Here is a 15,689-nt window from a genome sequence, read left to right on the forward strand (position 1 = left end):
TGCCTGATCATCGGCAAGCGCTGCCACCAACAACCAGAGAGAGTTTTTTGTTGCGCGAAAGTGTATCATTCGCACCCACAGATGTCCCGCCCAAATATCAGACAGGACAGTAAAAATATGACAAAACCGCACAACCTGAGGTCATGCGGTTTTGCTTTGGCTTACATTACCAGCTGACGAATGTCGCTCAGGTAATTGGCCAGCGTCACAGTAAAGCGGGCTGCCAGTGCACCGTCAATGACACGGTGGTCGTATGAACAGCTCAGCGGCACCATCAGGCGCGGCTCAAACTCTTTACCATTCCACTTCGGCTTCATCTCAGACTTAGAGACACCTAAGATAGCCACTTCCGGTGCATTCACGATAGGCGTAAATGCCGTACCGCCGATGCCACCCAGGCTTGAGATAGTGAAACAACCACCCTGCATATCAGCGGCAGTCAGCTTGCCTTCACGGGCCTTCTTAGATACGTCCATCAGCTCGCGAGACAGCTCGATGATGCCTTTCTTGTTGACGTCTTTGAAGACAGGCACAACCAGACCATTTGGCGTATCAACTGCCACACCGATGTTTACATACTTCTTCAGGATCAGGCTTTCACCGTCTTCTGAAAGTGATGAGTTAAAGGTCGGGAACTCTTCCAGTGCTTTGGCCGCTGCTTTCATCACGAATACCAATGGAGTGATCTTCACGCCCATCTTCTTCTTCTCAGCCAGCACATTCTGCTCTTTACGGAATGCTTCCAGCGTGGTGATGTCGGCTTCGTCGAACTGCGTCACGTGCGGGATCTGAACCCAGTTACGGTGCAGGTTAGCGCCTGAGATCTTCTGAATACGAGACAGTTTCTTCTCTTCTACTTCACCAAACTTGCTGAAGTCAACTTTCGGCCAAGGGATCAGACCCAGCTCGCCGCCACCTGTGTTACCGCCTTTGCTGATTTCGCCAGACTCAACCTTACGAACCAGCTCTTTCACATAGTTCTGCACGTCTTCTTTCAGTACACGGTTCTTACGGCCAGTACCTTTAACGCGTGCCAGGTTAACGCCAAACTCGCGCGCCAGACGACGTACCACAGGCGAAGCATGGGCATAATCATCATTAGCCACAAATTCGTCTTTGGCTGCACTTGGCGCAGGAGCCGCTGCCGGAGCCGTTTTGGCCGCCGGCGCTGGTGCAGCTGCAGGCGCAGCAGGTGCTGCCGGAGCTGGTGCTGTAGCTGCAACAGTTTCAAATACGAAGATCAGTGAGCCCGTTGACACTTTGTCGCCAGCAGCAACTTTGATTTCTTTCACAGTACCGGCAAATGGCGCAGGCACTTCCATTGAGGCCTTGTCGCCTTCAACGGTGATCAAAGACTGTTCTTCTTCCACGCTGTCGCCTACTGCCACCATGATTTCAGTGACTTCAACTTCGTCGCCACCGATATCTGGTACTTGTACTTCCTGCAGTGAAGGCGTTGCTTCAACCGGGGCTGCGGCAGGCGCAGTTTCTGCTGCAACCGGTGCTGCTGCACTCGCAGTTTCAAACACAAAAACTAAGCTGCCGGTGGCCACTTTGCCGCCAATCTCAACTTTGATTTCTTTCACAGTACCGGCAAATGGTGCAGGTACTTCCATTGACGCCTTGTCACCTTCAACCGTGATCAAAGACTGCTCGGCTTCAACACTGTCGCCAACCGCAACCAGAATTTCAGTGACTTCAACTTCGTCACCACCTATGTCTGGTACGTGGACTTCTTTCACTTCAGCCGTTGCCGGTGCTGGCGCTGCTGCGGCCGGAGCCGCCGCAGGTGCTGCCTCAGCAGCAGGCGCATCGCCCGCTGCTTCGAAGACCATGATCAGTGAACCGGTCGACACTTTGTCGCCTTCACTGATCTTGATTTCTTTAACCGTACCCGCTTGCGCAGCAGGCACTTCCATTGACGCTTTGTCGCCTTCAACGGTGATCAGCGACTGCTCTTCTTCTACCGTGTCGCCAACGCTGACTAAAATCTCGGTTACTTCAACCTCATCGGCGCCAATATCTGGTACATGAATTTCGATTGCCATCACTTAGCCTCTTATGCGTAAAGTGGGTTGGTTTTGGTTGTGTCGATATCAAATTTCTTGATAGCGTCTGTTACTACTGACTTTTCAACTTTGCCTTGCTTAACCAGCTCGCTCAGCGCAGCAACCACGACATAGCCTGCATTCACTTCGAAGTGACGGCGCAGGTTTTCACGGCTGTCAGAACGGCCGTAACCGTCGGTGCCCAGCACTTTGTAAGAAACGCTTGGCATGAAAGCACGAACCTGATCAGCATAGCTCTTCATGTAGTCAGTGGCCGCAATTGCTGGGGCTTCGCCCAGTACCGTGCTGATGTAAGATACTTTTTGTTCTGCATCCGGGTTCAGCATGTTGAAACGCTCAGCGTCCTGACCGTCACGTGCCAGTTCATTGAATGACGTGACAGAGAATACGTCTGACGCAATACCGTAATCGTCGCTCAGGATCTGCGCTGCTTTACGTACTTCGTTCAGAATAGTACCTGAACCCATCAGCTGCACCTGAGCCTTGTCGCCAGTGTAGCTTTCCAGCTTGTAGATACCCTTACGGATACCCTCTTCGGCGCCTTCTGGCATAGCAGGCTGATGATAGTTTTCGTTCATCAGCGTCAGGTAGTAGAACACGTTTTCTTGGCTCTCACCGTACATACGACGGATACCGTCTTGCAGAATAACCGCCACTTCAAACGCAAATGTTGGGTCGTAAGAAATACAGTTAGGGATCGTGCCCGCCTGAATGTGCGAGTGACCATCTTCGTGCTGCAGACCTTCACCGTTAAGCGTTGTACGACCTGCTGTTGCACCTAGCAAGAAGCCGCGTGCCTGCTGGTCACCCGCCATCCACGCCATGTCGCCAACACGTTGGAAACCGAACATAGAGTAGTAGATGTAGAACGGGATCATTGGTAGATCATTGGTGCTGTAAGACGTTGCCGCAGCCACCCATGAAGACATTGCACCCAACTCGTTGATACCTTCTTGCAGTACCTGACCAGACGTCGCTTCTTTGTAGTAAGAAACAATATCGCGGTCCTGAGGGGTATAGTTCTGACCGTGTGGGTTATAAATACCAATCTGACGGAACAGACCTTCCATACCGAAAGTACGCGCTTCATCGGCAATGATAGGTACGATGTTTTTGCCAACGCCTTTGTCTTTCAGCAGGATGTTCAACGCACGGACATATGCCATAGTCGTTGAAATATCACGCTTTTGCTCTTCCAGCAGCGGCTTGAACGCATCCAGTTCAGGCAGCGTCAGCGCTTCTGTGAAGTTAGGCAAACGCTGCGGCGTGTAACCGTGTAGTGCTTTACGACGTGCGTGCAGGTATTCGTACTCTGCAGACCCTTCTTCCAGTGTCAGGTAAGGCAAGTCTTTGATTTGCTCGTCAGATACCAGGTCTTCCAGGCCCAGACGTGAACGCAGGTGCTCAACGTGCGTCATGTCCATTTTCTTCACCTGGTGGGCGATATTTTTACCTTCCGCCGCTTCACCCATGCCGTAACCTTTTACAGTCTTAGCCAGGATCACCGTCGGACGACCTTTAGTCTCTTGTGCCGCTTTGAATGCAGCAAACAGCTTAGACGGCTCATGACCACCACGCTTCAGCGCGAAGATCTCTTCGTCTGTCATATCCGCAACCAGTGCCGCTGTCTCCGGGTAACGACCAAAGAAATGCTCACGTACGTACGCGCCATCTTTGGCTTTATACGTCTGATAGTCACCATCGATGGTTTCATTCATCAGCTGTAGCAGCTTACCTGTAGTGTCCTTCGCCAGTAGCTTGTCCCAGCCTGAACCCCAGACAACTTTGATGACGTTCCAGCCAGCACCTTTGAACAGACCTTCCAGTTCCTGAATGATCTTACCATTACCCATTACCGGTCCATCCAGACGCTGTAGGTTACAGTTGATCAGGTAACACAGGTTATCCAGCTTCTCGCGGGCCGCGAAAGAAATCGCACCACGAGATTCTGGCTCATCCATTTCACCGTCGCCCAGGAAGGCGTATACACGCTGCTCGGCAGTGTCTTTCAGACCACGGCCGTCAAGGTATTTCAGGAAACGTGCCTGATAGATAGACGCGATTGGACCCAGACCCATAGATACAGTCGGGAACTGCCAGAATTCAGGCATCAGTTTAGGGTGCGGGTAAGAAGACAGACCTTTACCGTCTACTTCCTGACGGAAGTTGTCCAGCTGCTCAGCAGTCAAACGACCTTCAACGAACGCACGGGCATAAATACCCGGTGAAATGTGGCCCTGATAGTAAACCAGGTCGCCGCCGTCTTTTTCATTCGGTGCGCGGAAAAAATGGTTAAAACACATTTCATAAAACGCTGCAGACGACTGGTACGACGCCATATGTCCGCCCAGCTCCAGATCTTTCTTAGAAGCGCGCAGTACGATCATGATCGCATTCCAGCGGATGATAGAGCGGATACGACGCTCCAGATTCACATCCCCCGGATAGGCAGGTTCCTGATCTGCCGGGATAGTGTTGACATAGTTGGTCGTAATACCGGTTGGCATATCAACGCCGTCCAGACGCGCCTGCTCAAGTACCTGCTCAAGCAGGAATTGTGCGCGCTCTACGCCTTCTTCTTTTACAACCGACTCAAGCGCCTGCAACCACTCTTGGGTTTCTAGCGCGTCTACGTCAAATTTATTGACTTCAGACATATGGAGTGTTCCTTATGTTTAAAATACGAATTTATTCTATAGCGTTAGCTTATGGCTCTGTTTGTGTACTACTGTGCTTTGGTGCGACGCAAGCTGCGCTCAATGCGCGACCGCTCCCGCCCGGCTTCCAGCAACGCCTCTTCAATAAAGGCTAAGTGCGCGTTACTGGCCAGTCTTGCCTGCTCAGGCTTACCTTCGATCACGGCGTTTTTTAACACCTCGCGATGATGGGCAAGCTGTGCGCTGGCATCCGGCTTTTGCACTAACACCGTTAAGTTCTGCAATACATTTTGTTCCAGTAAAGACTGCATGCCCCGCATCAGATGCAACAACACCACATTGTGTGATGCTTCTGCTACGGTAAAGTGGAAGGTATTGATGGCTCTGGCCTTTTGCACCAGGTCATCGCCAACGCTGGCAATATCATCAAAGCTTTGTTCCACTTTATCGAGATCCGTTTGCGTGCCACGCATGGCGGCGTAATACGCTGCAATGCCCTCCAGGGCATGACGAAACTCCAGCAAATCAAACTGCGACTCGGGGTGTTTACTGATCAACTCGAATAAGGGATCAGTGAGACCTTCTTCAAGCTGATTTTTTACATAGGTACCGCCACCCTGACGTCGGGTAACCAGCCCTTTGGCTTCAAGCTTCTGAATTGCTTCTCGCAGCGATGGCCGCGACACTTCAAACTGCTTGGCCAGTTCACGCTCCGGCGGCAGCTTTTCCCCTGGCATCAACGACCCTTCGAGGATCATATTTTCCAGTTGTTCCAGAATGACATCTGATAGTTTCGCTGCTTTTATCTTTAAAGACATTGATTAAACGCCGAGTTTATAGGTGAAACCCCAAGCCAGCTGTTTCTGTTCCTGCCCGCCAAAACACCGGCAAGATACTGATCCAGCTCACTCTTTACTTAAACAGATCCGGTAAGGCCAACCCTAAAGGTAAATTGGTCATACCAAATTTGAGCACTACGTTATCAAAATCAAGCGCAACTGTCAAAAATCGGCGCTTTGCGGCTAAAAGTAGTACAAAAAACGCCACCACAAAGTGTCTAAACTTTATACAAGTTAGATGATTTAAAAAAGGAAAATAAAATGGTCAGACCAGATGGGCGTGGAGATGAAAAAGACCCGTCATAATTGTACGCTGACGGGTGCGCTTTATTGGTTTTGCGGCCTAGCTATTAGACCCACATGTAACCTCACCACACCTTGGTGCTGACTACCACTTTCAAAACTCGGCTCGGGATAATAATGCAAAAAGCGCACTCAGCTGGTTTATCAACTTGAACCTTTTTCAGGTAAAAAGCGTTACACAATAAATCGGGAATAAGATAATGTTAAATCCAAACGAACAAGGTTGATAAAAAGTAAAGGGATACAAGAGAACAATGAAGCTATCCATAGTCGCACTGAGCGCGCTCACACTGAGCAATGTCAGTCAGGCCACCACCCTCACCGAATCACATTTTAACCGCTATCTGGATTTTAACTGGGGCGCGTGTCCGACGCAGTTTCAATCCACAGATGGTAAAAACACCTGTACACTGGCCGATGTGCCTCTGAACTGGCAGGAACCAGACGGTAAAAAAATCTCCGTGCTGGTCTCTAAATACCCTGCAAAGTCGGTAAACAGTAAAGGGCAAATTTGGTTGCTGCAGGGCGGACCGGGTGGCTCTGGCAGCTTTTTTGTTCAGCAATTAAATACCACTTTGGCGCCTTTTACCGAGCAATATGATTTATACGTGCTGGAACATCGTGGCGTTGGCTGGTCTACTCATCTGGCGTGCAGCAATCCGCTTGACGCCGATTATGCTCAGTATGCCCAAACCTGTTTTGATGATCTCCATCAGCAATGGGGTGATGGTCTGTTTGAGTTTAATACCACAGCAGCAGCACGGGATCTGGATTATGTGATCGGCAAAAGTAAGGTGCTCAACTGGCAACCCAGCTATGTCTATGGCGTTTCTTATGGCACGCTGTGGGCACAAAGGTTCAGTCAGGTTGCCCCAACCGGCGCTCAGGCCATTATCCTCGACTCAGTGCTGCCACCTGCCGAATTTGGTAATGACCTGTGGGATGAGAACTTTAACGCAACACTGGACGATTTACTGGCTTACTGCCAGCTTGATACAAGCTGTCAGTCGCGGTTAAATTTCAGTTCGCTGTCGCAGCTCAAACAGCGCCTTATTGATATTTTTACCGCCCAGCACTGCCCCGGACTGGACTTTGACCGCCGGGCTTTGCATATCCTGGCGTCCCTCGGCTTGTCTCGCTCTGTGGAGCAGATATTGTTGCCCGCGCTGCATCGCCTGAACCGGTGTAATAACGATGACGTCGTGGCCCTGAATAACCTGCATAATTTTGTCTTTAAAGGTCTGGGTAAAAAAGTGCTGCCACTCGGGGAAAAAGATCCTTTGAGTTTTTCGCAAGTTGTATCAAAGCTTATCACCCACAACGAAATTAATCATGTGCAACGCAATTTGCCAACCAAGCTTGCTTATTGTCAGGATGCCATTGCCTGCTACCCTGACTTTATGAGCTATCGTATACACATAGATAAGCAGATCTGGGGCAACCGTTACAGCGACCCTTATGTCTATCAGCCAATGCACCATTACATGCCGACCCTGGTACTCAATGGTGACCTGGACCCACAAACGCCCCATACCTATATACCGCTGATCCAAAACGCGTTTACTAACATGAATCAGCGTTATGTTGAGCTGCCACAGACGCATCACGGGGTACTTTTTGTCAGCCAGACCAGGGACGCTACCACCCACACCTGTGGCGCAACAATCATGCAAAACTTTATTGAGGATATCTGGAGCCAGCCAGATACCAGCTGTATCGCAGATTTGCAGGGGCTTAACTTTGACGCATCCACCATGGCAAGCCAGGTGTTGTTTGGTACGACCGATGCTTTTGATGGCCAGCCAGAGGTCATGTCAGAGGCCGATATCATGCAGCTAAAGGCATCTGATCCACAAGCATTTGCGCAGGCATCCGCCACCTTTATGCCACTAATTGACTTCTGATAGATTTATTTCACATTTAACACAATGACTGAAACCACGTTATCCGGTTTCAGTCATTGGTTCACAGGGTATGTCAAAATCAATATGATAGTGTTCATCATGACGGACCCAGGACGGCTTTTTAGAAAACTGAACCTGAGTTTTCAGATATTCCCCATACTGTGTGCTAAATAAGTTCGGTTGCAAATTAGGGTCGAAAATAACACGCCAGATATCATGACCGCGACGTATTGCCTGCTGATGTAACGCGACAATGTGCGCCGCCATCGCATCATAGTCTATTCTCAGGCCATCAAACTGCTCCTGTTCATCAAACTCGATAAGGTAGCCAAACTTATTGAATGGATGTGTTGGCAAGTGTACCGACTCACCTGCTGTATTGATAACGGGCGTCATAAAATCCACCGATAGACCATTACGATGGGTTTTATGTGGCCTGAACTGTCCGCCTGCGGCAAAACCTGTCTCAGCATACTTGTACACTTTATCCGGGTGCGTTTGTTCCAGCGTCTGATAGGCGGCTGTCACAATTTCATATACTTCTGAATGCACATAGGTACGCCCGGCCAGACGCGCAAGCCGGCTGTAGCCTTCGAAGTTATTCCCTGAATGCGGTAGCTCGACCCCATCGCTCAACGCGCCTCGTGCCGTTGTGCCATAACAGGTGCTGGTTTTAGCATTCACAAGCACAGGGACGAGAATAATGAATGGTAATAAATATCGATATGTCATTACGGCAAAGTAACTGCATTGAGCTGAATAAATGCTGACAAAATTTGCGGTTGTCTGGCAGCTGCCAGCATGCAATAACTACTCGGCTGGGTCCAATAAGACCCAGCCAGTTTAGGGGGTTAAGGATAAGTTACTGTTAGTGGTGCCAGTTTAAACGCGCCCTGCTTTGCCTCATTGAGACCCGTTAACGCAATAAAGCTGGTTTGGGTTTGGCTCTGGTAGTGATCCTCCGAATAACCAAGGCGTTTGGCCTGCTCAGGGCTGCCAAGCGGGTTATGTTCAAACGCCAAGCTCATTAGCCAATAAGTTTCATAATCGCGGGCATAGGTATTCGGGTTGTGAAATGCCCCATACTGCAACGGAATATCCCAGGCAATTTTGGTCTGGATCTGCTCAGAGTCCGGCGCGCTTAGATAGCTTAAAGTAAAAAACGGTGCCAAAAAGGCTTTGGCATTGCCACGCAGCGCCCCCAGTTCGTAAACCGGGTTATCCCAATTCCAGACCCCAAAATCGGTTGCTGCGACGCTCAGACCACCTTGCTCCACGTCTTCTTTAAACAACAAGCGGGAGATATAACCATCCAATACTACCTCACCCTTGATAGGCAAGATCAGGTGTTCAGGTTCACCATAGCCTGGGTGGCTGTAGTCGCATTCCCCAAACCGTGAGTTGAGACAATATACAATGTTATTGTCCGACGAGGCTTGATTGAGGTCGCTGGGATGCTTCATTTTCAGAGCATAAGGCAGGCGTGTTGCATCATGATGTTGTAATAACTTCAACAGTGCAGTTCGGCTGTAAGACAGCTCAGTTAAAAAGCTCTGCGATTTCCCTTCAATCAGTCGATCGCTATTTACCCAGATATTCAGCGTATTGCTGTCTTGCAACCGACTTAGCGCCTCACGCACTGGCAGCTCTGCAGCCCAGGCTTGCCTTTGAGCCTGAACCCGCTCGGGGATAAAAATACCACAGTGCAAAGAGTGCTGACCTGAGTAGATATCAAAAAATGCAAACTCCAGCCCACTTGCGGCAAAGCGCGCCCGAAGATGTGGCTCTCCTTGCTTATCTATAATGTCAAAACCAAGAAAACGTAATGAGGAGTCTGGGGTCAAAGCAGATTGACTGAGCGAATACTCACTCTGTGCGCCACTGTGCGCGCTCAGTGCAGTGCTACATTCGTTGTCTACCAGATGAACACTGGCCAGACTTACCTGACTGCATACTACAGCAGCCAAAAAGAAAAAACGTGATAAAACTGTCATGATCTAGTCCTTGAAGTGATTAAATGTTACTCAGCAGCCAAAACGGCTCCTAGTAATGCGGCACTGCGTTACTACCAAGCTGAGATCTAACAGCAAATACCGCAAGCCACAGACCAACAAATTAACATCAATCACAACATTTTAACAGCGGAAAGTTTTAAGCCTCTAACGCGCTGTCTCTATCTATGCAAATCTGGGGGACAGATGAAGAGCTGATTGTCGCCTTGAGGAAATAACAGACTCTTTAAAGTAAAGAGTCCGACGGACCAGCCACAACCTCTTTAACCATAAAGTCATGTCTAGCCATAGGAATGGGGCAAATCACTTTACCCCACTAAAGTTTATCGTTTAACGCATCCAAAGTAGCGCGAAATTCTGGCCATTTGGCTCTACTTTAGAAATACAGGAAGTGGAGCCCAACTTATCCGAGTTGTAACTGCCGCGGGCGACCCAACAATGCGTCGTACCATACAGGTCAATCTGCCAGCCCACCTGATAGCTGCTGCGATACACATCATCATCCCAGGCCAGATAGTCCGGATTCACACAGCCGACTTTAGCTGTGCTGGCGTCATCATAATCGGTGCGACAGCTTGGGATCTCTCTCAGCTCCTTCATGTAATCACCTCGGTCGAGGAAGCCCCATGAATACCGGATCAAATCCAGCTCTTGCGTTGTCAAGTTGTCAGCAAAGGCATTCTTATTGTTATTACAGCCCGCGCCTACTGGGCAGGCAATTTGCTCACGAGCATCCGCAAAGCGGGTTAAATCGCCCTGATACAACCACAACTTAGTCGGTGCCAGAGGGTTTGTTTCAGGGTCTGAGCCGTAATCTGAGATCCGCGCTTTACCGCCCGGCTCCTTATTAGGGTAACTGCCAACCAGTGTCCAGCCACCGCCATGGGTTGTCATATCACAGTACACAGAGAGCGGTTCGTCGTTATCATCGACAATCTGATACACACCATCGCCGATACTCGCACCGGCATCCAAAATTTGTTGACAGGTTCTGAATGCTTCATCAGCCGCATTCACCATGCCCCAGTCCCCCGCGCGGCCATCGTCACTGTGCCAGCTTCCCTGATAGTGTCCTGATGTACCGCGGTGGCCAGAAAAATACTGACTCTGACCTGATACTAGATCGCTCACTTCAAAACGAATACTGGTGCCATTCAAGCTAGTGGAGCCAGACAGGATTTTGTTCTCTGTCGTGGCGATAAAGTGTCTACTAAACCCCTGCATTGTAAAATCAAAGGTCAGGTCATTGACCAGTACACCATTGTGATGGTTATCCATATTGAGTAAGTAGGTACCGTCAAATTGTGTCGACGTCTGATTCGCGAAAGCACTGCCGCTGAGTACGGCAAGTGATAGTAAAGTCCGATAAGAGCTCATAGTTAAATCCTTAACTTATAAAGAAAATGTACTTTAAAGTCATTTGTTTCACTATTCAATACGACGACATTACGAAAAATACCCTATTCCTGCAGCGATGAATTAGACTCCTCCAACCTCTCCCCCTTCTCCATTATGTTTTCATAATTATGTATTACGGTTCGGTGTAATTATCATACTCGGGCATTGATCCTTGATTCAGACACTCTCAGGCGACACCAGCCCAAACCAGTTTCCAGCCATTTCAGCGCAACAGCTGGGTGCCGCATCGTTTCGGCGAGACTATGGCGTTAACTATGCCTATGCCAGCGGCGGCATGTATCGGGGCATTGCCTCGGCAAAGCTGGTTATCGCCATGGCACAAGCCGGCTTGCTAAGCTTTTTTGGCTCGGGCGGCTTGTCTGTCGATGTCGTTGACCAGGCATTGAGTGAAATACAAAACGCGCTCTCAAAAGAACAACGCTTTGGCCTGAATCTGGTCTGTAATCTGACCCAGCCTGAGCAGGAAATGGCGTTGGTTGAGCTGTGCCTGAAGCGCCAGGTTCGTTGCCTGGAAGCCGCGGCTTTTATTCGTATTACCCCCGCGCTGGTACTGTATCGCCTGCGCGGTCTGGTGCGAGATGAGCAGGGCCAGGTGGTGTCGGCCAATAAGCTGATGGCCAAAGTGTCACGCCCCGAAGTCGCCAGTGTGTTTTTAAGCCCGGCCCCGGACAATATCGTTTCCCAATTGCTGACAGATAAACACATCACTTTAGAGCAGGCCGAGTTGAGTAAACACATTGCCATGTGTGACGACCTGTGTGTAGAGGCTGACTCCGGCGGTCATACCGATCAAGGGATGCCAGCGGTGCTGCTGCCTGCCATGCAACAGCTGCGCGACACACTCAGTGCGCAGTATCAACTCAACACTGTGCCCCGGGTCGGACTGGCCGGTGGCATTGGTACGCCGACCTCTGCCGCAGCCGCGTTTATGATGGGGGCGGACTTTATCCTGACCGGCTCAATTAACCAATGCACGGTCGAAGCCGACACCTCAGCAGCAGTGAAAACCCTGTTGCAGGACATTAATGTTCAGGACACCGACTATGCCCCTGCCGGAGATATGTTTGAACTGGGTGCCAAAGTACAGGTACTGAAAAAAGGCGTATTTTTTCCGGCCCGGGCACAAAAGCTGTATCAGCTTTATCAGCACTACCCCTCTCTGGATGCCATCCCCGCGGCGCAGCGTGCGCAACTGGAAAACAAAGTATTTAAAAAGACCTTTGCTGAGATCTGGCAAGAGACCAGTCAGTACTTACATCAGCAAGGGCGCAGTGAGGAAGTCATGCGTGCGGAGCAGGACCCTAAGTACAAGATGGCCCGCGTGTTTCGTTGGTACTTTGCCCATTCAATGAAGCTGGCATTTGCCGGAGCAACCCAGGAGCGGGTCAATTTTCAGGTCCATACCGGACCGGCACTGGGGGCGTTTAATCAATGGGTGAAAGGCACTGACCTTGAGCCGTGGCAACAGCGCCATGTGGCCAGCATTGCTCAGCTACTGATGACAGAGACCGCCACCGTGCTGACAACCCGAACCCGTCACTGGCTGGCGCCAGCACACGTCGATTAACCACAGGCGAGGCAACAATGAAGAGTTATTTATTTCCCGGACAGGGCGCACAATACGTTGGCATGGGCAAGGCCTGGTTTGACTTGTTTCCCGAGCAAACCCAGACAGCCAGTGACATGCTGGGTTACTGCATTAAAACCTTGTGTCTGGGCGACCCACATAACCAGCTGAACCAAACCGAGTACACCCAGCCTGCCCTGTATGTGGTCAGTGCGCTGGCATTTTTGGCACACCAGCAGCGCGACCCGGCGCCTGCGGACTTTATGGCCGGGCACAGCCTGGGCGAATACACCGCGTTGTTTGCCGCCGGTGCGCTGTCTTTTGAAGATGGCCTGCGACTGGTGCAACAGCGCGGCGCCCTGATGAGCCAGGTGAGTGGCGGTGCAATGGCCGCGGTATTGGCGTTAGACGAAGCTGCGATAAGAGCGACTCTGGCAGAGCACCAGCTGGATGCACTGGACATTGCCAATCTGAACAGCCCGCAGCAAAGCGTGATCTCAGGCCTGAGCGACGATATCGGGCGCGCCCAGCCAGCCATAGAGCAAACCGGTGGGCGGTTTATCCGACTTAACACCAGCGGCGCATTCCATTCCCGCTATATGGCCGATGTACAGGCTGACTTTGCGCGCTGCGTGGCAGAGGTTGAATTCAAAGCCCCCGCAGTACCTGTGATTGCCAACGTCAGCGCTCTGCCCCACCAGAGCAACACTATCCAGTCACAGCTGGTCGCTCAGCTGACCCACTCAGTACGCTGGACCGAAACAATTACCTACCTGCTGGCGCAGGGTGACATGACATTTGTCGAGCTGGGCCCGAAGAAGGTCCTCACTAAATTAGTGGCGGAGATCAAACAACACGCAGCAGAGTACGCTCGAAGCGATACCCAAACGCTGGCGCAGCAGGTTGAGCTGTGGAATCAAACGCATGGCGTCGGTACAACAATCAAAGTCGCCCATATTAGCGAGCCGATGCGCACCCGTACCCCGGCCATGTTGCTGTTTGGCCACCGACCCGCGGTGTATGTGGAAGGCGCGCAGGGCTATATCGCATTGGATGAAGCCACAGCGCTGTAACAGAGAAAGAATATGCCCCGGCCCAGGCCGGACACAGAATAATGACCCAACTTTTGGACTGAAACGATGAAATACTATATTGGCCTTGCCACTTCCTTTCATGATCCTGCCATTGCGATTGTCAATCAGCAGGGTGACGTGATTTTTGCCGAAGACGCCGAGCGTTTTCTGGGCTACAAACGGGGCCTTTACTGCCTGCCGGATAACCCCTATTACATCGAGGAAGTCCTGAAGACCTATTGCAGCGACTGTACTGAACTGGTGATCGCCAAAACCTGGAGTAAAGGCCGCGAGAAAAGCACCAATATCCTCGAAAACGTGGTGCTGAGCATTCTCGAAACCTTCTCGTTTAATATCGACGTGAACACCCGCGATATCAAGGATCAGTTCTACTTTGCCAGAGCGTCACAGGCCGCTGCAGGGCGCACCCTGTCGCGCTTTTTTGAAGCCTCATGCCGTAACTTTATCGTGGGTAACTACCGTAATAAAAAGCCCACCGAAGTACGCTATTTTGACCACCACCTCACCCATGCAGCCAATGCCTGTTTTAACAGCCCGTTCAGCGAAGCATCCTGCCTGGTGGTAGACGGTATGGGCGAAAAAAGCAGTATCGACTATTTCACCTATAAAGACGGCAAGATCACCCCGGCGCCTATCAGAGTAAAACGGTCATTCAAAAGTCTGGGCCTGTTTTACACCATTATCTGTGAGAATCTGGGTTTTGATCCGCTCAAAGGCGAAGAATGGAAAGTCATGGGTCTGGCGCCTTATGGTAAAAAAGATCAGAAAATCTACGATCTGCTGCGCGCGTCTTTGCAGGTGAAAAACGGTAATTTCGTGGTACCGAAAAACCTCAATGCCATCATGAAAGAGATTAAAGCCATGGCGCGCGAGCCAGGTGAGTCCATTGAAGCTTACAAAGATTTTGCCTACACCGGACAACTGGTATTCAGTGAAATCTTTATGGATCTGATCGATGCCATCTACGAGCATGCACCGTCGAAAAATCTCGCAATTTCCGGCGGCTGCGCACTGAATTCTTCCTTTATGGGCACCGCGCTGGCGAAATCCAAATTCGACAATATCTTTGTACCTTCAGCCCCGGCAGACGATGGTAATGCCATTGGTGCCGCCTTGCTGTGCTACCAGCAGGACAACCCAAGCTGGCAGCCTTCTACGCAAATTCAAAGCCCCTATACCGGCTCTGAGGTAAGGCAAAAATCACTGGATAAACTGCACCGTTACAGCCACCTCAAAGCCACCGACTACGGCGAAGACGTGTATAAGAAAACCGCTGAGTTCCTGGCGGAAGGTAAAATTATCGGCTGGGCACAGGGCCGCGCTGAGTTTGGTCCGCGTTCTTTAGGCAACCGCTCAATCCTGGCTAACCCGTGTCTGGTCGACATTAAAGACACAGTGAACGCCCGGGTTAAGTTCCGCGAAGAATTCCGCCCCTTTGCGCCATCTATCCTGCATGAATATGGCGACGAGTATTTTGAGGACTATCAGGAGTCTCCTTATATGGAGCGTACTTTGGTGTTTAAAGAGGCAGTGCGCGACAAAGTGCCGGGCGTGGTGCATGTCGACAACACCGGCCGTCTGCAAAGCGTGAAGAAAGAATGGAACGCGCCATACTATAAGCTGATCGACAGCTTCCGTGAAATCACCGGTGTGCCGGTACTGCTGAACACCAGCTTTAACATTATGGGTAAGCCCATTGTCCACTCGGTTGAGGACATGCTGGCGGTGTTTTTGATGTCCGGCATTGATGTGCTGGTGATCAACAACACCATTTACGAGAAGTAACCCTGTAGCAGTCACGCCATAAACGTGGCTGCCCGATTGA

At 50.7% G+C, this 15,689-nt stretch carries 10 protein-coding genes; 4 read left to right on the plus strand and 6 right to left on the minus strand.

Annotated features, from left to right (window positions below):
* Window positions 1-161 precede the first annotated feature (161 nt).
* The 3 genes from aceF to pdhR form a co-directional block, all read right to left on the minus strand.
* Window positions 162-2,048 carry a pyruvate dehydrogenase complex dihydrolipoyllysine-residue acetyltransferase gene (aceF, locus tag NH568_RS12305; protein WP_253047797.1) on the minus strand — a complete coding sequence of 629 codons (1,887 nt, stop codon included), beginning with the start codon at window positions 2,046-2,048 and terminating at the stop codon, window positions 162-164.
* Window positions 2,049-2,059: 11 nt separating this feature from the next.
* Window positions 2,060-4,726 carry a pyruvate dehydrogenase (acetyl-transferring), homodimeric type gene (gene aceE, locus NH568_RS12310; RefSeq protein ID WP_253047799.1) on the minus strand — a complete coding sequence of 889 codons (2,667 nt, stop codon included), beginning with the start codon at window positions 4,724-4,726 and terminating at the stop codon, window positions 2,060-2,062.
* A 68-nt stretch (window positions 4,727-4,794) separates the two neighbouring features.
* Window positions 4,795-5,544, minus strand: a complete 750-nt coding sequence (pdhR, locus tag NH568_RS12315) for a pyruvate dehydrogenase complex transcriptional repressor PdhR (RefSeq protein ID WP_046003630.1) — start codon at window positions 5,542-5,544, stop codon at window positions 4,795-4,797.
* 578 nt (window positions 5,545-6,122) lie between these two features.
* Here pdhR and NH568_RS12320 point away from each other — a divergent pair.
* Window positions 6,123-7,772: an alpha/beta fold hydrolase gene (locus NH568_RS12320; RefSeq protein ID WP_253047801.1), complete on the plus strand. Its 1,650-nt coding sequence runs from the start codon at window positions 6,123-6,125 to the stop codon at window positions 7,770-7,772.
* 39 nt (window positions 7,773-7,811) lie between these two features.
* Here the strand turns inward: NH568_RS12320 and NH568_RS12325 are convergent, their stop codons facing one another.
* The 3 genes from NH568_RS12325 to NH568_RS12335 form a co-directional block, all read right to left on the minus strand.
* On the minus strand, window positions 7,812-8,504 hold the full coding sequence (locus NH568_RS12325; protein WP_253047803.1) for a penicillin-insensitive murein endopeptidase: 693 nt from the start codon (window positions 8,502-8,504) through the stop codon (window positions 7,812-7,814).
* A 119-nt stretch (window positions 8,505-8,623) separates the two neighbouring features.
* Window positions 8,624-9,766 (minus strand): hypothetical protein, encoded by a 1,143-nt coding sequence (locus NH568_RS12330; RefSeq protein ID WP_253047806.1) that lies wholly within the window; start codon window positions 9,764-9,766, stop codon window positions 8,624-8,626.
* 348 nt (window positions 9,767-10,114) lie between these two features.
* On the minus strand, window positions 10,115-11,161 hold the full coding sequence (locus NH568_RS12335) for a fibrinogen-like YCDxxxxGGGW domain-containing protein (RefSeq protein WP_054015940.1): 1,047 nt from the start codon (window positions 11,159-11,161) through the stop codon (window positions 10,115-10,117).
* 193 nt (window positions 11,162-11,354) lie between these two features.
* Between NH568_RS12335 and NH568_RS12340 the strand changes: the two genes are divergently transcribed.
* The 3 genes from NH568_RS12340 to NH568_RS12350 all read left to right on the plus strand — a co-directional run bounded on the left by NH568_RS12340 (window position 11,355) and on the right by NH568_RS12350 (window position 15,649).
* Entirely contained in the window at window positions 11,355-12,770 is a 1,416-nt protein-coding gene (locus NH568_RS12340) for a PfaD family polyunsaturated fatty acid/polyketide biosynthesis protein (protein ID WP_253047808.1), read from the plus strand.
* 17 nt (window positions 12,771-12,787) lie between these two features.
* Complete coding sequence (gene fabD / locus NH568_RS12345; RefSeq protein WP_253047810.1) at window positions 12,788-13,843, plus strand: ACP S-malonyltransferase; 1,056 nt, start codon at window positions 12,788-12,790, stop codon at window positions 13,841-13,843.
* Between the two features lie 66 nt (window positions 13,844-13,909).
* Window positions 13,910-15,649, plus strand: coding sequence for a carbamoyltransferase C-terminal domain-containing protein (locus NH568_RS12350; protein ID WP_253047811.1), 1,740 nt, complete (start codon window positions 13,910-13,912; stop codon window positions 15,647-15,649).
* Window positions 15,650-15,689: the final 40 nt, after the last annotated feature.

The sequence above is a fragment of the Pseudoalteromonas sp. XMcav2-N genome (assembly GCF_024124545.1).
GTDB lineage: Bacteria > Pseudomonadota > Gammaproteobacteria > Enterobacterales > Alteromonadaceae > Pseudoalteromonas.